The organism is Microbacterium istanbulense (assembly GCF_037204145.1).
Taxonomy (GTDB): domain Bacteria; phylum Actinomycetota; class Actinomycetes; order Actinomycetales; family Microbacteriaceae; genus Microbacterium; species Microbacterium istanbulense.
The window spans coordinates 46,714-66,119 of the sequence record NZ_JBBDGN010000013.1 but is presented as its reverse complement, the minus strand read 5'-3'; the positions used below and the strand labels follow the sequence as shown (position 1 = coordinate 66,119).

General features: G+C 69.0%; 20 protein-coding genes. 6 read left to right on the top strand and 14 right to left on the bottom strand.

All coding sequences use genetic code 11. The features are described 5' to 3' along the window. Positions 1-16: 16 nt before the first annotated feature. Complete coding sequence (gene rpmI, locus WDU93_RS12690; protein ID WP_243232621.1) at positions 17-211, bottom strand: 50S ribosomal protein L35; 195 nt, start codon at positions 209-211, stop codon at positions 17-19. 74 nt (positions 212-285) lie between these two features. Then, complete coding sequence (gene infC, locus WDU93_RS12685) at positions 286-891, bottom strand: translation initiation factor IF-3 (protein WP_420064105.1); 606 nt, start codon at positions 889-891, stop codon at positions 286-288. A gap of 264 nt (positions 892-1,155) precedes the next feature. On the opposite strand from infC, the gene WDU93_RS12680 reads away from it, so the two are divergent. Then, positions 1,156-1,539: a DUF1844 domain-containing protein gene (locus tag WDU93_RS12680; RefSeq protein ID WP_420064104.1), complete on the top strand. Its 384-nt coding sequence runs from the start codon at positions 1,156-1,158 to the stop codon at positions 1,537-1,539. Between the two features lie 21 nt (positions 1,540-1,560). Here WDU93_RS12680 and WDU93_RS12675 read toward each other — a convergent pair whose 3' ends face one another. The 6 genes from WDU93_RS12675 to WDU93_RS12650 form a co-directional block, all read right to left on the bottom strand. Beyond that, a complete protein-coding gene (locus WDU93_RS12675; protein ID WP_337321191.1) occupies positions 1,561-2,349 on the bottom strand; it encodes an SseB family protein in 789 nt (262 codons plus the stop codon). Beyond that, a complete protein-coding gene (gene priA / locus WDU93_RS12670) occupies positions 2,333-3,079 on the bottom strand; it encodes a bifunctional 1-(5-phosphoribosyl)-5-((5-phosphoribosylamino)methylideneamino)imidazole-4-carboxamide isomerase/phosphoribosylanthranilate isomerase PriA (protein WP_337321190.1) in 747 nt (248 codons plus the stop codon). Before priA ends, WDU93_RS12675 begins: the two co-directional genes overlap by 17 nt. Before the next feature lie 93 nt (positions 3,080-3,172). Beyond that, entirely contained in the window at positions 3,173-3,808 is a 636-nt protein-coding gene (hisH, locus tag WDU93_RS12665) for an imidazole glycerol phosphate synthase subunit HisH (protein WP_337321189.1), read from the bottom strand. Continuing rightward, entirely contained in the window at positions 3,805-4,419 is a 615-nt protein-coding gene (gene hisB / locus WDU93_RS12660) for an imidazoleglycerol-phosphate dehydratase HisB (RefSeq protein ID WP_337321186.1), read from the bottom strand. Before hisB ends, hisH begins: the two co-directional genes overlap by 4 nt. Continuing rightward, a complete protein-coding gene (locus tag WDU93_RS12655; RefSeq protein ID WP_337321184.1) occupies positions 4,416-5,525 on the bottom strand; it encodes a histidinol-phosphate transaminase in 1,110 nt (369 codons plus the stop codon). The genes hisB and WDU93_RS12655 overlap by 4 nt, the downstream gene beginning before the upstream one ends. A 48-nt stretch (positions 5,526-5,573) precedes the next feature. Further along, the gene (locus tag WDU93_RS12650; protein ID WP_337321182.1) at positions 5,574-5,924 is read right to left on the bottom strand and encodes a LysM peptidoglycan-binding domain-containing protein; all 351 of its coding nucleotides are present in this window, start codon (positions 5,922-5,924) and stop codon (positions 5,574-5,576) included. Between the two features lie 262 nt (positions 5,925-6,186). Here WDU93_RS12650 and lexA point away from each other — a divergent pair, with 262 nt between their 5' ends. Further along, on the top strand, positions 6,187-6,873 hold the full coding sequence (gene lexA, locus WDU93_RS12645; RefSeq protein WP_337321180.1) for a transcriptional repressor LexA: 687 nt from the start codon (positions 6,187-6,189) through the stop codon (positions 6,871-6,873). Between the two features lie 65 nt (positions 6,874-6,938). Here the strand turns inward: lexA and metE are convergent, their stop codons facing one another. Then, positions 6,939-9,254, bottom strand: coding sequence for a 5-methyltetrahydropteroyltriglutamate--homocysteine S-methyltransferase (gene metE, locus WDU93_RS12640; RefSeq protein ID WP_337321178.1), 2,316 nt, complete (start codon positions 9,252-9,254; stop codon positions 6,939-6,941). Continuing rightward, the gene (locus WDU93_RS12635; protein WP_337321176.1) at positions 9,251-10,192 is read right to left on the bottom strand and encodes a methylenetetrahydrofolate reductase; all 942 of its coding nucleotides are present in this window, start codon (positions 10,190-10,192) and stop codon (positions 9,251-9,253) included. The genes metE and WDU93_RS12635 overlap by 4 nt, the downstream gene beginning before the upstream one ends. A 117-nt stretch (positions 10,193-10,309) precedes the next feature. On the opposite strand from WDU93_RS12635, the gene WDU93_RS12630 reads away from it, so the two are divergent. Further along, positions 10,310-12,175, top strand: a complete 1,866-nt coding sequence (locus WDU93_RS12630; RefSeq protein WP_337321173.1) for an alpha/beta hydrolase family protein — start codon at positions 10,310-10,312, stop codon at positions 12,173-12,175. A 2-nt stretch (positions 12,176-12,177) separates the two neighbouring features. Here WDU93_RS12630 and smpB read toward each other — a convergent pair whose 3' ends face one another. The 3 genes from smpB to ftsE all read right to left on the bottom strand — a co-directional run bounded on the left by smpB (position 12,178) and on the right by ftsE (position 14,710). Continuing rightward, a complete protein-coding gene (gene smpB / locus WDU93_RS12625; RefSeq protein WP_337321171.1) occupies positions 12,178-12,654 on the bottom strand; it encodes an SsrA-binding protein SmpB in 477 nt (158 codons plus the stop codon). Positions 12,655-12,722: 68 nt separating this feature from the next. Next, positions 12,723-13,637: a permease-like cell division protein FtsX gene (ftsX, locus tag WDU93_RS12620; RefSeq protein ID WP_337321169.1), complete on the bottom strand. Its 915-nt coding sequence runs from the start codon at positions 13,635-13,637 to the stop codon at positions 12,723-12,725. Beyond that, on the bottom strand, positions 13,634-14,710 hold the full coding sequence (gene ftsE / locus WDU93_RS12615) for a cell division ATP-binding protein FtsE (RefSeq protein WP_337321167.1): 1,077 nt from the start codon (positions 14,708-14,710) through the stop codon (positions 13,634-13,636). Before ftsE ends, ftsX begins: the two co-directional genes overlap by 4 nt. A 171-nt stretch (positions 14,711-14,881) precedes the next feature. On the opposite strand from ftsE, the gene WDU93_RS12610 reads away from it, so the two are divergent. Together WDU93_RS12610 and WDU93_RS12605 are read left to right on the top strand one after the other, a co-directional pair. Further along, positions 14,882-16,000: a DUF2510 domain-containing protein gene (locus tag WDU93_RS12610; protein ID WP_337321165.1), complete on the top strand. Its 1,119-nt coding sequence runs from the start codon at positions 14,882-14,884 to the stop codon at positions 15,998-16,000. 43 nt (positions 16,001-16,043) lie between these two features. Beyond that, positions 16,044-16,889 carry a DUF2510 domain-containing protein gene (locus WDU93_RS12605; RefSeq protein WP_337321163.1) on the top strand — a complete coding sequence of 282 codons (846 nt, stop codon included), beginning with the start codon at positions 16,044-16,046 and terminating at the stop codon, positions 16,887-16,889. 66 nt (positions 16,890-16,955) lie between these two features. Here the strand turns inward: WDU93_RS12605 and prfB are convergent, their stop codons facing one another. Continuing rightward, on the bottom strand, positions 16,956-18,065 hold the full coding sequence (gene prfB / locus WDU93_RS12600; protein ID WP_337321161.1) for a peptide chain release factor 2: 1,110 nt from the start codon (positions 18,063-18,065) through the stop codon (positions 16,956-16,958). Positions 18,066-18,179: 114 nt separating this feature from the next. Between prfB and WDU93_RS12595 the strand changes: the two genes are divergently transcribed. After that, a complete protein-coding gene (locus tag WDU93_RS12595) occupies positions 18,180-19,403 on the top strand; it encodes an MFS transporter (RefSeq protein WP_337321239.1) in 1,224 nt (407 codons plus the stop codon). Positions 19,404-19,406: the final 3 nt, after the last annotated feature.

Genomic DNA, 19,406 nt, shown 5'->3' with positions numbered 1-19,406 from the left:
TCGTGCGTTCGGGCGCTCAGCGGCCGAGGAGCTTCTTGGCGACCTTGGTGTCGTTCTTCGACAGCACCTGGTCCTGGTTCAGACGACGGGTCCGCCGGCTCGACTTGTGCTCGAGGTTGTGGCGCATGCCGGCCTGCTGCTTCTTCAGCTTGCCGCTGCCGGTGATCTTGAAGCGCTTCTTGGCACCCGAGTGGGTCTTCTGCTTCGGCATCTTCTCTTCCTTCGTATGGCGCGCCCGGAGGGCGACGGTGGGGTACCCGCACGGAGCGGGAGACTAGGGGCGGATCACTCCGCGTCGTCCGGGGCAGCCCCGGACTTCGCCTCGCGCGCGGCCTGCTTGTTCGCCGCACGGGCGGCGTTCTGCTCGGCCTTCGCCTCGGACTTGTTCTTCACGGGGGCGACGACCATCACCATGTTGCGGCCGTCGATCGTGGGGTTCGACTCGACGGTGCCGAACTCGGCGACGTCTTCGGCGAACTTGCGCAGCAGGCGCACGCCCTGCTCGGGACGCGACTGCTCGCGACCGCGGAAGAGGATCATCGCCTTGACCTTGTCGCCGGCCTTGAGGAAGCCCTCGGCACGCTTGAGCTTGGTCGTGTAGTCGTGCGCCTCGATCTTCAGGCGGAAACGCACCTCTTTGAGGATGGTGTTCGCCTGGTTGCGGCGTGCTTCCTTCGCCTTCTGCGCAGCCTCGTACTTGAACTTGCCGTAGTCCATGATCTTGACCACGGGAGGCTTCGAGTTCGGGGCCACCTCGACGAGATCGAGGTCGGCTTCCTGCGCGAGACGGAGCGCCACCTGGATGGCGACGACGCCGATCTGCTCACCCGCGGGGCCGACGAGGCGGACCTCGGGGACGCGGATGCGCTCATTGGTGCGGGGATCGCTGATGCGGACTCCTTAGACGTGGGTTTCGGCCATCGGGATGCTGTCTGCATCCCGAGCGAAATCGGAGTCCCCCACCCACCGGCACATTCAGACGCCGGCTCTGCACCCTTTCCTCCGGGAAACCCGGACAACCGGCACGAGTCCGGCGGAGCGCAATACCCGGTAGCCTGGAACGGCAAGCGCGGGTGGGAATCAAATCCTCTTTCGTACCGAGGCATGACGCCTCGGAGCCCGCAGAAGTCTATCAGAAAGCACCACGAAGTGACGATTCCGGGATCGGATGCCGCAGACGAGCGCCACGAGCGCTGGGCACAGCAGGAAGAAGCGGCCTCAGCCGCCACGCGAGACATCGCTGATGTGGGAGCCGTCGAGGTGATCACGACCACCGCCGTGCACCTGATGAGCGCCGCCGCGGTCAAGGTCGGCCTCGCCGACGACCCCGATGCGCAGCTCGACCTCGATGAGGCGCGCAAGCTCATCAACGCCCTGGCCGGCCTCATCACCGCGGGAGCCCCCGAGATCAGCGACATGCACGCACGTTCGCTGCGCGACGGCCTGCGTTCGCTGCAGCTGGCCTTCCGTGAGGCATCCGTCGTTCCCGACCCCATCGGCAAGGGCCCCGGCGAGAAGTGGACCGGCCCGGTCAACTGACCCGGCGCCGGATGGGGCGGCTCACACGGCTCGGGTGAGTTTCACCGTCAACGAGTCGACCAGCACGGCCATCCGGTCATCGGCGGCCCAGCGCTGCGCCAGGCGCGAGAGCACCGCGTCAAGGGTTTCGCGCTCGAGGCCGTCGATGAGCTCCAACGTCACGATCAGCTCAGGCCCCCGCATGCGCGCATCGGGGTCGCCTGCCGACACATGCACGTCGATCACGGCGAGTTCGTGCGCGACACTCTGCTGCAGCGCCGTGAACACTTCCGGCGAGACAAAGCTCGGCTCCCAGGCCTGATCCTGCGCGATCGCCCACACGGCGGGCCGGCGGATGACGAACTCGGTCTCGGAGGCCGGGTCCAGCACGATCAGGTCGGTCTCTTCGCTGGATGCGGCCAGAGCCACGCGCACCGCCTCGACCGGGATCGGGCGTGCGCTGGCGTCCCATCGGCGCATGGTGTCGACGGACGAGAACACCGGCTGCACGCGACGTCCGTCGGGAGCAGCGACCGTCACGATCGAGAGCTCCTGGGTCTTGTCGACCGCGAGGCCGCTGGGTGCCACACCCTCCTCACCCTTCTCGGCAATGAGGGGAACGAGCACGCGAGCAGGACGGAAGGCATCGACGACCTCGGCCTGGCTGCCCTCCCCCGCCCGAAAACGCAGCAGAGCGGCGAGCAGGGCCGGATCGGCCGAGCCGTCGTCCGCGGCGTGCGGGTTGGCCTGAAAACTCCGCCCCTCCCACGGCACCCCCGCAGAGTCGCCGGTGTTGCCGTGGTCGCAGGAGTCGTCAGTCGCCTGCGACATCCAGTGCCTCGGCCAGGGTGAACGCGCCGGCGTACAGCGCCTTGCCGACGATGGCGCCCTCGACGCCGAGCGGCACCAGCTCGCGCAGCGCGGCGATGTCATCGAGGGTGGCGACGCCACCGGAGGCGATGACCGGCTTCGGCGTGCGCGAGGTGATCTCGCGCAGCAGGTCGAGGTTCGGGCCGCGCAGCGTGCCGTCCTTGGTGACGTCGGTGACGACGTAACGGCTGCAGCCGGCCTCTTCCAGGCGGTCGAGCACCTCCCAGAGGTCACCGCCCTCCTGGGTCCAGCCGCGGGCGGCGAGCGTCGTACCGCGCACGTCGAGTCCGACAGCGACGGCCTCGCCGTAGCGGGAGATCACATCGGCGGCCCACTCCGGGTTCTCCAGCGCGGCGGTGCCGAGGTTGATGCGCGTGGCACCCGACTCGAGCGCGGCGTCGAGGCTGGCGTCGTCGCGGATGCCGCCGGAGACCTCGATGTTCACGCCGCGGTACTGCTTGATCACCTTGCGGATGATGGCCGCGTTCGATCCTCGCCCGAAAGCGGCGTCGAGGTCGACGAGGTGGATCCACTGCGCACCCTGATCGACCCACTCGCCGGCGGCGTCCAGCGGGTCACCGTAGCTCGTCTCGGTGCCGGCCTCACCCTGGGTGAGACGCACCGCCTTGCCGCCGGCGACATCGACGGCGGGCAGAAGAATCAGCGAGGGGGACTGTGCGAAGTCGTTCATGACGTCCTTGCGAGAGGGGGAAAATGGGGCCCGACGGGCACGAGAGATGAGAGTAGTCCGGGTGCGGCCCGGCTTCAAACCGTGGAGCACGAGTCAGAGAGTGCCGATCCAGTTCCGCAGCAGCTGGATGCCCGCATCGCCCGACTTCTCAGGGTGGAACTGCGTGGCAGAGAGCGGGCCGTTCTCGACCGCGGCGAGGAAGCGGTCGCCGTGCGTCGCCCAGGTCAGCGCGGGCTCGGGGAACGGCGGGGTGACCTCGAGATCCCAGGTCTTGGCGGCGAAGGAGTGCACGAAGTAGAAGCGCTCCTGCTCGATGCCGCGGAAGAGCACGCTGGCGGCATCCGGCTCGACCGTGTTCCAGCCCATGTGCGGCAGCACCGGGGCGTCGAGCTCGGTGACCGCTCCGGGCCACTCCCCCAACCCTTCGGTGCGCTGCCCACGCTCGACCCCGAGCTCGAACATGACCTGCATGCCCACGCAGATGCCCAGCACCGGCCGCCCACCGGCGAGTCGACGATCGATGATGTCGTCGCCGCCGTGATCGTGCAGCGCCTGGCGCACGGCAGCGAAAGCGCCGACGCCGGGCACCAGCAATCCGTCGGCCTCCAACGCGCGCGTGCGGTCACAGGTGAGCTCGACATCGGCGCCGGCGGCGGCCAGCGCCTTCACTGCGGAGTGGACGTTGCCGGACTCGTAGTCGAAGACCGCGACGCGGGGCGTCCTGCTCACAGCGCGCCCTTGGTGGACGGGATGCCGTCGACGAGCGGGTCGAGTGCCTTGGCCTGACGGAATGCCCGCGCGAACGCCTTGAACTCGGCCTCGGCGATGTGGTGCGGGTCGCGCCCGCCGAGCACACGCACGTGCACGGTGAGACCGGCGTTGAACGAGATGGCCTCGAAGACGTGGCGCACGAGGGAACCGGTGAAGTGGCCGCCGATCAGGTGCATCTCGAAGCCGGCCGGCTCACCCTCGTGCACGAGGAACGGACGACCAGAGATGTCGACGACGGCCTGGGCCAGGGCTTCGTCGAGGGGGACGAGCGCGTCGCCGTAGCGAGAGATGCCCGCCTTGTCGCCGAGGGCGTCACGAATGGCCTGACCGAGCACGATCGAGATGTCTTCGACGGTGTGGTGCGCATCGATGTCGGTGTCGCCGGATGCCCGCACGGTGAGATCCGTCAGCGAGTGCTTCGCGAACGCGGTGAGCATGTGGTCGAAGAACGGCACCGAAGTGTCGATGCTGCTACGGCCGGTGCCGTCGAGGTTCAGCTCGAGCTCGACGGTCGACTCAGAGGTGCTGCGCGTGCGGCTCGCCGTGCGCGGTGCGGGGGTGGCGCTCATGCCTTCGATCCTACCGACGGGGCGTCTCCCAGAGACGCGAGCGCTTCGAGGAACGCCGTGGTCTCGGACTCGGTGCCCGCGCTCACGCGCAGGTGTCCGGGAATGCCGACGTCGCGGATGAGTACACCCTTGTCGTACAGGCCCTGCCATACGGCCTTCGGGTCGGCGACACCGCCGAAGAGCACGAAGTTCGCCCAGGATTCGTGAGGCGTGTAGTCCAGCGCCTCGAGGGTCGCGGAGATGCGATCACGCTGCTCGACGATCTCATCGACCATCCGCAGCATGGTTGGCGCGTGCCGCAGGGCGGCCATCGCCGCCGCCTGTGTCAGAGCGCTGAGGTGGTACGGCAGCCGCACCAGTCGGAGCGCATCGATGAACGCGGGGTCGGCGGCGAGATACCCGACGCGGGCGCCGGCGAAGGCGAAGGCCTTGCTCATGGTGCGCGATACAGCCAGGCGCGGCCGGCCCTCCAACAGCGTGAGCGCCGACGGCGCGTCGTGCGGGGCGAACTCCTGGTAGGCCTCATCGACGATGACCACACCGCGGGATGCCTCGTACACGGCCTCGATGACGTCCAGACCCATCGGTGTGCCCGTGGGGTTGTTCGGAGTGCAGAGCATGATCACATCGGGATCCGCGGCTTCGACCTGAGCGGCGGCGTCGTCGGGCGTGATCGTATAGTCGGCCTCTCGATGACCGGCCTTCCAGCTCGCGCCGGTGCCCTGCGCGAGCAGCGGGTACATCGAATACGTGGGCGCGAAGCCGAAGGCGGTGCGGCCCGGGCCGCCGAACGCCTGCAGGATGTGCTGCAGCACCTCGTTGGAACCGTTGCCCGCCCAGATCTGGGAGGCGTCGAGTCCGTGGCCGAGATAGTCGGCGAAGCCCTCGCGCAGTTCCGTGAACTCGCGGTCGGGGTACCGGTTGATCTCACGTAGCGCGCGCGAGATCTCGTCGGCGATCTGCCCGGCGACCTCTTCGGGAACGGGATGCGTGTTCTCGTTGACGTTGAGCGCGACCGGCAGCGGGGCCTGGGGTGCGCCGTACGGAGTGAGCCCGCGAAGATCGTCGCGGAGGGGCAAGTCATCCAGAGAGGTCACCCTCCCCATCGTAGAACCCGCACGGATGACGATGACGTCGTGCGACGGGTCGAGCGCTCAGTCGGCGTAGGCCACGGGGATGGCCAGTTCACTGCCGGCCTGGATGGTGCCACCGTCGAGGTTGTTGAGGCGAATGATGTCGTCGACGACATCGCGCGGGTCCGCGGCGGGGGCGATCGACATCGCGAGGGACCACAGCGTGTCGCCAGGCATGACCGTGACTGTCTGGAACTCGACCGGAGCGGACTGCTCACCCGAGGCGAGGGCCGACCCCCCGGCGAGGACGGAGAAGCCGATGCCGACGGCAAGAGGTGCGGCGGCGAGGGCGACGAGCACTCGGCGACCACGCGTGGTGAGCCGAAGACGGGTCTGCGGTCCGACGGGGGTCGCGATGCTGATGCTGCTCATGGCGTGCTCCTCTGCTGAGTGGTGCAGCTTTCGCATCCGCCCCTCGGCCGGGAGCGGCGGATGCGAAGCTACGTTCCGAATGTATCTTCGATATCGAACATCTGTCAAGAATTCTTCGAACTCTCATCCGAAAAATGCCCGACACGCTCGAACAGATCTTCCGAATCTCGCGGATTCTCGGATACCGTTTCGATATCGACACCCCACCACGGACCACCGACATTCGAACCGGGCGACCGTGACAGCGCACGAAGGAGCAACGATGAGCGACACCACGCCCCCGGCATCCGAGGCGCCGCGCACCCGCCGGCGCAAGAACCTGAGCCCCAAGCAGATGGCGATCCTCGAGGTCATCCAGACCTCGATCGCGCAGCACGGCTACCCGCCGAGCATGCGCGAGATCGGTGATGCCGTCGGCCTGAAGTCGCTCTCGAGCGTGACCCACCAGCTCGGTCAGCTCGAGCTCAGTGGCTACCTGCGCCGTGACCCCGGCAAGACGCGCGCGATGGAGGTGCTCATCGATCTGCCCGGGTTCAGCACCGAGAACCCGGCCGACAGCGCACCTGCCGTCGGCGATGCCGCCCTCGTGCCGCTGGTGGGCCAGATCGCCGCAGGGGTGCCGATCACCGCCGAGCAGCAGGTGGAGGAGATCTTCCCACTCCCCCGTCAGCTCGTCGGCAAGGGCGACCTGTTCATGCTGAAGGTGTCGGGCGAGTCGATGATCGATGCCGCGATCTGCGATGGGGACTGGGTGGTCGTGCGCTCGCAGAACAACGCCGAGAACGGCGAGATCGTCGCCGCGATGCTCGATGGTGAGGCGACCGTGAAGACGTTCCGACGCCGCGACGGTCACACCTGGCTGCTCCCCCGGAACTCCGCGTTCGAGCCGATCCTCGGCGATGACGCCACCGTGCTCGGCAAGGTCGTCGCCGTGCTCCGCGCCGTCTGACACTCTCCAACGACACAGGCCCCTCCTGGATCGGATCCAGGAGGGGCCTGTGTCGTCTCAGGAGATCAGGCTGAAACGGTGATGTCCTCACGCACGCGACGGGTCGCCTCGACGATGTTCGCCAGCGACGCGACGGTCTCGTCGTAGCCGCGGGTCTTCAGACCGCAGTCCGGGTTGACCCACACCTGGCGCAGGGGCAGCTCCTCGACGGCGCGACGCAGCAGCGACTCGACCTCGGCGGTGCTCGGCACGCGCGGCGAGTGGATGTCGTAGACACCGGGACCGATGCCGTGGTCGAAACCGCCGGCAGCGGCGATGTCGGCGACGACCTCCATGCGGCTGCGCGCGGCCTCGATCGAGGTGACATCGGCATCCAGGCCGCGGATCGCGTCGATCACGACACCGAACTCCGAGTAGCACAGGTGGGTGTGCACCTGCGTGGCCGACGCCGCGCCGCCCGTGGCGAGACGGAACGAGCGCACCGACCAGTCGAGGTACGCGGGCTGGTCGGCCTGCTTCAGTGGCAGCAGCTCGCGCAGCGCCGGCTCGTCGACCTGGATGATCTGGATGCCCGCCGCCTCGAGGTCGGCGATCTCGTCGCGCAGGGCCAGCGCGACCTGGTTGGCGGTTTCGCCCAGCGGCTGGTCGTCGCGCACGAACGACCAGGCAAGGATCGTGACCGGGCCGGTGAGCATGCCCTTGACGTGCTTGGCGCTCAGCGACTGCGCGTACGCCGCCCAGTCGACCGTGATGGGGGCCGGACGCGACACGTCGCCCCACAGGATCGAGGGCCGCGTGGCGCGGGAGCCGTACGACTGCACCCAGCCGTTCTCGGTCACCGCGAAGCCGTCGAGGTTCTCGGCGAAGTACTGCACCATGTCGTTGCGCTCCGGCTCGCCGTGCACGAGCACGTCCAGGCCGAGGTCTTCCTGCAGGGTGATCACGCGGTCGATCTCGGCGCGCAGGAAGTCCTCGTAGTCCTCCTGCGAGAGCTCTCCACGGGTGAACTGTGCGCGAGCGCGGCGGATGTCACCTGTCTGCGGGAACGAGCCGATCGTCGTCAGCGGCAGAGCCGGCAGGCCCAGCGCGACCTGCGCCGCCTCGCGGGCCTCGTAGGTGTCGCGCGCGAAGTCGGCCTCGACCAGCTCCCGTGCCCGGACGGCACCGTCACGCACGCCGGGCGCGCTGTGACGATCGGCGAGGGCAGCAGAGGCGGCGTCGAGCTCGGTGGCCACGGCGTCGCGGCCCTCGGCGAGTCCACGGGCGAGCGTGACGACCTGACCGACCTTCTGGTCGGCGAAGGCCAGCCACGACACCAGGCGCTCGTCGAGCTTGGTCTCATCGGTCACGTCGTGCGGCACGTGCAGCAGCGAGGTCGAGGTGGAGGCTGCGACGGCGGCCGCCCCGAGCCCGCGCAGCTGCTCGAGGGTGTCCAGCGCACCGGCGAGATCGCCGCGCCAGATGTTGTGTCCGTCGATCACACCGCCCACGAGGGTCTTGCCGGCGAGGCCGTCTGCGGCGGCGGGCACCGTGCCACGGACGAGGTCGACGCCGATCGCCTCGACCGGCGCGGCGGCGAGCACCGGGAAGACGCTGTCGAGAGATGCGTACGGCGCCGCGACGAAGATCGACGGGCGGTCGGCGGCACCGCCGAGCACGGCGAGTGCGCGCTGCGCGGCATCCGACAGCTGGGCGACGGAGGCGGGCAGCGACTCGCTCACCAGAGCCGGCTCGTCGATCTGCACCCACTCGGCACCGGCAGCGCGCAGGCGGGCGAGTAGCTCGACGTACACCGGAAGCACGTCGTCCAGTCGGGAGAGCGGGTCGAAGCCCTCGGGGGCGCCGTCGGCGGCCTTCGCGAGAGCCAGGAGGGTGACGGGGCCGACGACGACCGGACGGGTGCGGAACCCGGCCTCTGCCGCCTCGGCGACCTCGCGCACGAGACGGTCGCTCGAGAGCGAGAACGTCGTGTCCGGGCCGATCTCCGGCACGAGGTAGTGGTAGTTCGAGTCGAACCACTTCGTCATCTCCAGCGGCGCGCGGTCGCCCTCACCGCGCGCGATCGTGAAGTACGCGGGCAGGCCGATCGTGCCGTCCTCATCGCGCAGGTCTTCGAAGCGCGCCGGGATGGCGCCGACGGTGACGGCGGCGTCGAGCACCTGGTCGTAGTAGGAGAACGACTCGGGAATCGACGAGTCGTCGCGACCGAGACCGAGCGCAGCGAGGCGGTCACGAGTGACGGCACGCAGCTCTGCTGCGGTCTGCTCGAGCTGAGCCTCGTCGGTACGTCCGGCCCAGAACGCCTCGACGGCCTTCTTGAGTTCGCGGCGGCGGCCGATCCTGGGGTAGCCGAGGATGGTGCCGGCGGGGAAAGCGGTCATGGTGTTCCTTTCGAGTACTGCAGGGCGGGGATGATCTCGGCTTCGGCGAGGACGTCGAGAACGGTCTCGTGTTGGTTGAAGGCGTACAGGTGCACGCCGGGGGCGCCACCGTCGACCACCTCGCGGGCCAGCCGCGCCGACCACTCGACGCCGATGCGGCGGCGCCCTTCGGCGGTCGGTTCGATCTCGAGCGCGATCTGCAGCTCACCGGGCAGCTCTTCGCCGGTGAGCTCGAGCACACGCGCGAGCCGGGCGGGCGAGGTGATCGGCATGATGCCGGGCAGAATCGGAATGGTCACGCCGGCACGACGTGCCCGCTCGACGAAGGCGAGGTAGTGGTCGGCGTGGAAGAAGAGCTGCGTGATGGCGAACGTCGCTCCCGCGGCCTGCTTCGCCAGCAGCGCCTCGACGTGCTGGCTGCTGTACGCCGAGCGCGGATGCCCGTTGGGGAAGGCGGCGACGGCGATGTTCACGTGACGACGGGGCGCGACGCGCACCGCGCCGGGGACGCCGGGCACGGGCGACTCCTCATAGGGCGCGCGTTCGGCCTGCACCCGGTCGATCAGCTGCACGAGCTGCGCGGCGCTCTCGAGGTCTCCGAGGAAGGGCTCGCCCTCGGGCCGGTTCGCGGGCGGGTCGCCGCGAAGGGCGAGGAAACTGAGGATGCCGGCATCCAGGAACTCCCGGATGAGCCGTGCCGCGTCGATGTAGGTGTTGCCGACACAGGTGAGGTGCGCGAGCGGCTCGACATCGGTGGTCGCGCGGATGTGCCGGAGCACCTCGAGCGAGCGTCCGCCGGTCGATCCGCCTGCCCCGTAGGTGACGGAGAGGAAATCGGGCCCGGCCGCGGCGAGGTACCGGATGGTCTCGTGCAGGGCGTCGTCTGTGGCCGAGCTGCGCGGGGGGTACAGCTCGAAGGAGAAGGGCACGCGGGTCACCGGGTCCTCCTCACACGCAGACATCGATCGGGCATGTCAGCACGCTAGAACAGGGCAAGAAGGCCGCGCACACTGTGTGACGTCGTGTGTCGGCAACGGCCTGGTTAGGCTCGGAGCATGACCTCTCCGTTCGGCTCTTGGAGCTCGCCGTTCACGCCCGCCGACCTCTCTCGTTCCGCGCCGCGCATCGAGGGCGCTCGCATCGTCGGGAGCGAGATCTGGTGGGGCGAGAGCGTTCCGTCAGAGGGCGGGCGGGTCACCGTGCGCAGCTCCACCGGGCAGGAGATCCTGCCCGCGCCGTGGGGTGCCCGCTCGCGCGTGCACGAGTACGGCGGCGGGGCATGGACGGCGGATGCCGACGGCACGCTGTACTTCGTCGATGTCGCCGACCGGCGGGTGCACCGGATGCCGCGCGGTGGCGTGCCGCATCCGCTCACCTCGTCCGGTGCGCAGTTCGGCGGACTGTCCCTGCAGCAGGGGCGCCTGTTCGCGGTGCGCGAGGATCTGCGCGACGTGCCGCACGAGCGGGCCATCGTCGAGATCCCGGTCGACGGTTCGGCGGCCACCGACGAGTCGGCGGTGCGCGTGGTGGCCGCCGGCCCGGACTTCTTCGCGCATCCCGCGCTCTCGCCGGACGGCGCACGCGTCGCGTTCGTCACCTGGTCGCAGGAGCACATGCCGTGGGAGGGTGCGCGCCTGGTCGTGGCGGAGGCGGATGGCTCACCGACGGATCTCGGCGGGCAGGCCGCGCTGCAGCCGACGTGGGTCGGCGCTGACGAGCTGCTCTACCTCGACAACCCGAGTGGACGGTGGAACCTGCACCGCGCGCCGGCGCGCGTCGATGCTGACGCCGCGCCCATCGCCCCCGCCGATGCCGACACCGGTGGCGGCCTGTGGGTGCTCGGCAACCGCTGGTACGGCACCCTCGACGACGGCCGGGTGGTCGCCGTGCGCACGAATGGCACCGATGAGCTCGTGCTGATCGATGACATCCACGCCGCCGAGCCGACCGTGCACGCGCTGGATCTGCCGATCACGGGCGAGGCGAGCATCGACGATGTGTCGGGCACCTGGGTGCTGATCTCCGGAGCGGGGGCGACCGTCGAGAAGGGCCTGTGGTGCGTGGACGTCGCCGACGGCACTGTGGTCACGGTGACCGGTGGCGCTCCCGTCGACAGCGACTGGTTTCCCCTCGCTCGTGCGGTGACCTTCGACGGGCCGCACGGTCCCGTGCACGCATTCGACTACGCGCCGCTGAATCCGAACGAGACAGCACCGGAGGGCGAACGTCCGCCGTACATCGTGATGGTGCACGGCGGTCCGACCGCGCACGTCGCTGGTACGGCATCCACCGCCTACGCCTTCTGGACCAGTCGCGGCATCGGCGTACTCGATGTGAACTACGGCGGCTCCACGGGCTACGGGCGGGGGTACCGGGAGCGCCTGGACGGCGCGTGGGGCGTGGTCGACGTCGACGATGTGATCGCCGCAGCCCAGGGCCTCGCGGCGTCCGGTGCGGCGGATGCCGAGCGGATCGCGATCCGCGGCGGTTCGGCAGGCGGCTGGACGGTACTCAGTGCGCTCGTGCGCGGCGGGGCATTCGCGGCGGGCATCAGCCGTTATGGCGTCACCGATCTGCGCATGCTCGCAGCGGACACGCATGACTTCGAGAAGCACTATCTGACCGGGCTCGTCGGACCGCTGCCCGAGGCCGAGGCCGTCTACATCGAGCGCTCACCGCTCACGCACGCCGACCAGATCGACGTTCCGGTGCTGCTGCTGCAGGGCGAGGACGACCTGGTGGTGCCGCCCTCACAGTCGGAGGCGATTCGTGATGCGCTCGCGGCGCGCGGCATCGCGCACGAGTACGTGCTGTTCCCCGGCGAGGGCCACGGATTCCGTCGCGCCGAGACCATCGAGGCCGCGGCACGCGCGGAACTGCGTTTTCTCGGCGAGGCGTTCGGCTTCGAGCCGGCCGACTGAGGTCAGTCGCCCATGCGGTTGCGCAACCGCATGGCCCGCTCGGCCTCGCGGGAGTCCTGACGCTCGCGCAGGGTCTGCCGCTTGTCGTACTCGCGCTTGCCCTTGGCCAGAGCGATCTCGACCTTGGCGCGACCGTCAGAGAAGTACAGGCGCAGCGGGATGAGCGTGTAGCCGCCGGCCGAGACGGCGTGCTCGAGCTTGTGGATCTCGTCACGGTGCAGCAGCAGCTTGCGAACGCGCTTGGCGGAGTGGTTGGTCCAGTGGCCCTGCGAGTACTCGGGGATGTGCACCGAGTCGAGGAACGCCTCGCCGCCCTTGATGAAGGCGTACCCATCGGAGAGGTTGGCACGCCCCTGGCGCAGCGACTTGACCTCGGTGCCGGTGAGCACGAGCCCTGCTTCGTAGGACTTCTCGAGGTTGTAGTCGTGACGGGCACGACGATTGGTCGCGATGACCTTCTCCCCGCGTTCCCTGGGCATGTCTTTCTCCTGTGCTCGGTGGACCAGCCCGCCAGTCTATACCGGGAGCGTCGTCTGGGCGGCGGTGGTCAGGTGCGCAGCCAGCGCCGGATCGCGAAGCCCGCCGAGAACGCCGCGAGCACGATGCCGAGCCCGATGAGCGCGGGGACGAGGTAGACGGCGGTCTCCATGCCGACGAGGGGACGCAGGAACGGCACGCGGTCGGCGAGATAGCCCTCGACACCGAAGTGCAGTCCGGCGAGCACGGCGGCGATGGCGAGGAGCGAGCCGATGAACGCCGCGAACACGCCCTCGAGCACGAACGGCGCCTGGATCGACCTGTTCGATGCGCCCACGAGACGCATGATGCCGATCTCTTTTCTTCTGGCGTAGGCGGAGAGCCGGATCGTCGTCGCGATCAGCAATACTGCCGCTACCAACATGAGCGCGGCGATACCCACGGCCAGGTAGGTGGCGACGGTGAGCGCCGAGAACAGGGGGTCGAGGTACTGCTTCTGGTCGACGACCTCGTCGACGCCGGCCTGCCCGGAGAACGCCTCGTAGATGACGTTCGACTGGGCCGGGTCTTTCAGGGTGACCCGGTAGGCCTCGGCCATCTGGTCGACCGTGAGCACGCTGGCCTCAGATTCACCGATCTGCGCGATCATCGCGTCGTAGGCATCCTGTTTGGATTCGAAGACGACCTCGCTGATCAGCGGGCTCAGAGCCTCACCCTCCAGGGCTGCGGCCACGGCGTCGAGCTGTTCCTGGTTGGCCGCGCCTGCGACGCAGCTGTCGGATTCGGACAGCGGCGAGCACATGTAGACGGTGACGACCGCACGGTCGCCCCAGAAGGCCCGCATGGTGCTGATCTGCGCCTGCATGAGGATGGCGGCGCCGACGAAGGTCAGCGAGACGAAGGTCACCAACACGACGGAGACGACCATGGAGATGTTGCGTCGCAGGCCGGCGACGGCCTCGGCGAGAATCAGTCCGACGTTCATGAGGTGGGTCCCACTTCCTCGTCGTCGGACTCGGTGAGGCCGAGGCGATCGGCGACGCCGAGTTCTGCGACCTGCACGTCGGGCAACACGATGGGGTGCGTGCGCGGCCTCGGGGCGTCTGCCTCCTGCGGTGCGGTGACCGGATCCTCGTGCTCGGTCGGGCGCTGAGGCTCGATGGTCGCGGGTTCCGTCGTCGCAGGCTCTGCGGTCGATGGTTCTGCCGGTGCCGCCTCGCTCTGCGTCGGTTCGCTGAGCGCGACCGGCCCGTCGTCGGTCACGGCGATGCGGGGGACGGATGCTGTCTCGCGCTGCACATCCTGCACGGCGGTGAGCGCGGCGGCCGCCGCGGCTCCGCGGACCGCCTCCGGCGTGAGGCGCGGGATGCTGGACGTGTCGCCGTATCCACCGCCGACCTCATCGCGCACCATCTCGCCGTCGCTGAGCTCGATCACGCGACGCTGCATCTGATCGACGAAGCCGGCCTCGTGCGTGGCCATCACGACCGTCGTCCCGCCCGCATTGATGCGAGCGAGCAGCTGCATGATGTCGACCGACGTGGCCGGGTCGAGGTTTCCCGTCGGCTCGTCGGCGAGGAGGATCTTGGGGCGGTTCACGATGGCGCGGGCGATGGCGACACGCTGCTGCTCTCCGCCGGACAGCTCATGCGGCATCCGCTTGCCTTTGCCCTCCAAGCCCACCAGCGCGAGGGCCTCGGGGACCGCCTGCTGGATGAACCCGCGAGAGGAGCCGATCACCTGCAGCGAGAACGCCACGTTCTGGTAGACCGTCTTGGACGGCAGCAGGCGGAAGTCCTGGAACACCGAGCCGATCTGGCGACGGAAGTAGGGCACCTTGCGGTTGGCCAGCGAGCGCAGATCACGACCGAGCACGGCGACGCGACCGGCGGTGGGGATGTCCTCGCGGAGGATGAGGCGCAGGCACGTCGACTTCCCAGACCCGGAGGCACCGACGAGGAAGACGAAATCCCCCCGGTCGACCTCGAAGTCGACGCCGGCGAGGGCGGGGCGTTTGGTGCCGCGATAGCGTTTGGTGACGTTCTCGAACCGAATCATGGCCGCTCCAGCCTATGCGCGCGCACCCGGTGCGCTCTCAGCGACACTCCCCCGGCGGATCCACGGGGACTCCTGGCCCTGCGCCTGTCACATCCGCCTGCTATACACGTTCTAGGCGCAATCGTGCCGGTGGGGGTCGCGCACAGCGACGAATGACGTGAGGAGGGGGCCATGAGCGTTCCCGCTGGATGGTACGACGACGGATCCGGACGGTTGCGCTGGTGGGATGGCGCGCAGTGGACCGAGCACTTCGCTCCGGCTGCTCCCGCCGCCTCAGAAGCCCCCGCTGCAGAAGAGGTCGACGTGGATGCCACGGTGATCCGCGAACAGGTCGATCCCTCTCCCGCAGAGGCCCCCACTCCCGTAGCGCCCGTTGCCCCGGAACCCGAGCTGGCGTCCGAATCGGCACCGGCCGCGCCGGAAACACCCACTGCGCCGCAGGCACCGGAACCCGAGCTGGCCGCCGAGCCCGCGCCGCCGGCTCCCCCTGCACCGCCCTCTTACCCGGCCCCGTCCGAACCAGCCCCGTCCGATCCGGCTCCGCAGCAGGTGCAGCAGTACCCGCCCTACGTCGCGCCCGCAGCCGGCTACCCCGGCGCACCGCAGCAGCAGCCCCCGCAGCCGTACGGCGCCGCTCAGCCCACGCCGCCGTATGGTGCCGCACCGTCCGCACCGCCGTACGGCGCGGCCTACGGCGGTAAGACCCCGGCGGCGCCGAAGAAGGCACCGATCATCGGCTTCATCGCACTGGGCGTCGCGGTGGTGGGAACGATCCTCGCGTGCATCCCTCCGTTCGTCTGGTTCATCGGCTTCTTCCTGCTGTTCGTGGCCTTCGTGCTCGGCATCGTCGGGCTGTTCATCAAGGACACAGCCAAGTGGCCCGCGATCACGGGTCTTGCGCTCAGCGTCGTCGGCGCCGCGATCGGCGCCATCGTGGGCACGATCGTCCTCGTCGCCAGCGTCGCCTCGACCATCGACAGCTCCCCGACGACCGAACCCGACATCAGCAGCGAGGCGCCGTCCGACGAGCCGTCTGAACAGCCCGTCGCATCCCGTCCCAGCGCCGACGAGATCACCGAGGGCTTCCTCATCGTCATGGAGGCCAACGGCATCTCGGACTATGACGACCCGGCGATCGCCGGATGCATCGGCCAGTACATGTATGACTCGGATCTCAGCGACGAGACACTCACCACGATCGCCGGCGGGGAAGACATCTACAGCCCCGTCGAAGAAGCGCAGCACGTGTCCGAAGTGACACGCGACGCGATCGTCGAGTGCGCCGGCTGAGCGCCCTGCCGCCACAGACCTTCAACCCACAGGAGCACAACAGATGAGCACGCCCGCAGGCTGGTACGACGACGGATCGGGGCGCCAGCGCTGGTGGGACGGCACGCAGTGGACCGAACACTTCGCGCCTGAGCAGCAGCCCGCCGTTCCCGCGGCACCCGAGCAGTCGACGCCCGACGCGCAGACCGAGCAGTACGCGCCGTATACGCCACCTACGGCGCAGTCCCCCGCGGCACAGACGGCGGTCTATCCCGGACTCGCCGGGATGCCGTCCACGACGCCGGCCGAGAAGAAGACGCCGCTGGTGGGCTTCATCGCGCTCGGGCTGGCTGTGGTCGGCACGATCCTGGCGTTCTTCCCGCCGCTCGTGTCGATCTTCGGATTCTTCCTGCTGTTCGTCGCCTTCGTCATGTCGATCGTGGGCCTGTTCCTCAAGGGCAACGCCAAGTGGCCGTCGATCGCGGGGCTCAGCCTCAGCGTCGTGGGCACGATCATCGGCATCGTGATGTTCGTCATCTTCACCGTGGGTGCCGTGCAGCAGCTCAGCGACAGCACGACGGGACCGACGTCGAGCTCGAGTGACGCGCCGTCTGACGCTCCGTCTGACACCCCGAGCGACGGGCCGACCGATGCCGCGCCGTCGGGCGACCGCCCGAGCGTGGCCGAGGTGGAGGAAGGTCTGGCGGCGATCCTCGAAGACAGCGGCGCCGGAGACACCTACAGCCAGGAACAGCTCACCTGCACCGCACAGTTCTTCGTCGATTCGGACATCCCAGACGACAAGCTGGCCATCATCGCGGAGGGCCCCGACGCCCTGTACAGCGACATCGAGGCCGCGACGGAGTTCACGGAGAAGTTCGCGAACTCGTTCGAGACGTGCCTGTTCTGAGCGATGACGAATGCAGAACGGCCCCGGGATCGCTCCCGGGGCCGTTCTGCATGTCAGGGGTGAGGATCAGTCCTCGTCCTTGCGCTTGCGCCAGCGGATGCCGGCCGAGATGAAGCCGTCGAGGTCGCCGTCGAACACCGACGCGGGGTTGCCGGACTCGTAGCCGGTGCGGAGGTCCTTGACGAGCTGCTGGCCGTAGAGGAAGTACGAGCGCATCTGGTCGCCCCAGCTGGCGGTGATGTTGCCCGCGAGCTCCTTCTTCTTCGCCGCTTCCTCTTCCTTCTGCAGCAGCAGCAGGCGGGTCTGCAGCACGCGCATGGCGGCGGCGCGGTTCTGGATCTGCGACTTCTCGTTCTGCATCGACACGACGATGCCGCTGGGCAGGTGGGTGATGCGCACGGCGGAGTCGGTGGTGTTGACCGACTGGCCGCCAGGGCCGGAGGAACGGAAGACGTCGACGCGGATGTCACCCTCGGGAATGTCGACCTCGGTGGCCTCTTCCATCAGCGGGATGACCTCGACGGCCGCGAATGAGGTCTGACGCTTGTCGGCAGAGCCGAAGGGGCTGATCCGCGCGAGGCGGTGGGTGCCGGCCTCGACGGACAGCGTGCCGAACGCGTACGGCGCGACGATCTCGAAGGTGGCCGACTTGATGCCCGCGCCTTCGGCGTACGAGGTGTCCATCACCTTGACCGGGTACTTGTGCTGCTCGGCCCACCGCAGGTACATGCGCATGAGCATCTCGGCGAAGTCGGTGGCGTCGTCGCCGCCGGCACCGGAACGGATCGTGATGATCGCGGAACGGTCGTCGTACTCGCCGTCTAGGAGCGTCTGCACCTCGAGCTGGTTGATGGTGTCGGTGAGGGCGGCGAGTTCGCTGCGCGCCTCGGTGGCGGAGTCCTCGTCTTCCATCTCGTTGGCAAGTCCGACGAGCACCTCAAGGTCGTCGAGCCGCTGCTCGACCTCGGTGACGCGCTTGAGTTCGGCCTGTTTGTGGCTGAGCGCGCTGGTGACCTTCTGGGCAGCGTCGGGGTCGTCCCAGAGGTCGGGCGCGCCGGCCTCGTCGCTGAGACGGGTGATGTCGGCGCGCAGTGAGTCGACGTCGACGACCTCGCGGATGTCGCCGAAAGTCTGTCGCAGGGCCTGGATGTCGGCGGAGAGATCGAGTTCAAGCATGGCGCTTCAGCCTACCGCGAAGGCGCGCGCCGTAGCGGCGGTTCGTGGGATCCGTGCGAGTAGCGTGGGGGTGTGAGCACCAGCGCCGTGACTGTTCTGAAGCGATTCGGACCGATGGTCTACGTGCCGACGGTGCTGTTCTCGCTCGGCGAGGGCGCGGTGATCCCGCTGATCCCGGTGCTCGCGACGCGTCTCGGAGCCGACGTGGCATCCGCCGCCCTGGTCGCCGCCGCGCTGGTCGTCGGCCAGTTGGTCGGCAATCTCCCTGCCGGGTGGGCGGTGGCGAAGATCGGCGAGCGATACACGATGGTCGCGGCCGGTCTGGTGGCGATGCTCGCCGCGGTCGGGATGCTCCTGGCGCCGTCGCTGCCCCTCTTCGCTGCCGCGGTGTTCCTGCTCGGGTTCTGCGCGGCCGCCTTCGGCCTCGCCCGGCACGCGTTCATGACGACGCGCGTTCCGCCGCGGTTCCGCGCGCGGGCGCTGTCGCTGCTCGGCGGGAGCTTTCGGCTGGGCATGTTCATCGGTCCGTTCGTCGCGGCGGCGCTGATCGGGCTGTTCGGCACGGAGTCCGCCGCGATCTGGTTCCTGCTCGGCTGCCTGGCCGTGCTGGTGGTGCTGGTCTTGGTCGGGCCCGACCCCGAGCGGTACATCCCCCCGATCACGAAGCCCAACACGGCGGCAGTCGCCGATGACTCCGGCGAGCCGGTGTCGGGGGCGATCCCGACGGTCGGGGGCGGCGGGGTGTTCCGCACGATGTGGGAGTACCGGGGCGTGCTCTCGCGGATCGGCCTGTCTGCGGCATCCCTCTCCGCCGTCCGTTCGGCGCGGCAGGTGGTGCTGCCGCTGTGGGGTGTCTCACTCGGGCTGGATGCCGAGACCATCGCTATCGTCGTCGGCGTCTCCGGCGCCATCGACTTCGCCCTGTTCTACGCCAGCGGGCAGGTGATGGACCGCTTCGGGCGCCTGTGGGCGGCGATGCCGGCGATGGTGTTGATGGGAGCCGGGTTCCTTGCACTGTCACTCACGCATGACCTGGATGCCGCGACGATGTGGTTCGGCATGCTGGCGGTCGTGCTCGGTGTCGGCAACGGGCTCTCCAGCGGCATCCTGCTCACCCTCGGCGCCGACCTGGCGCCGCAGCGCGAGCCGGCAACGTTCCTCGGTTCGTGGCGCACGTTGACCGACACGGGCGGCGCCGCCGCGCCGCTGATCGTCTCGGGGCTCACCGCGGCCGTCTCGCTGCCAGTGGCGGCGGCGGTGATGGGCGCGATCGGGCTGCTCGGCGCCGCCGGCTTCATCCGGTGGATTCCGCGGTACATCCCGCGCAAGGAACGCTGAGAC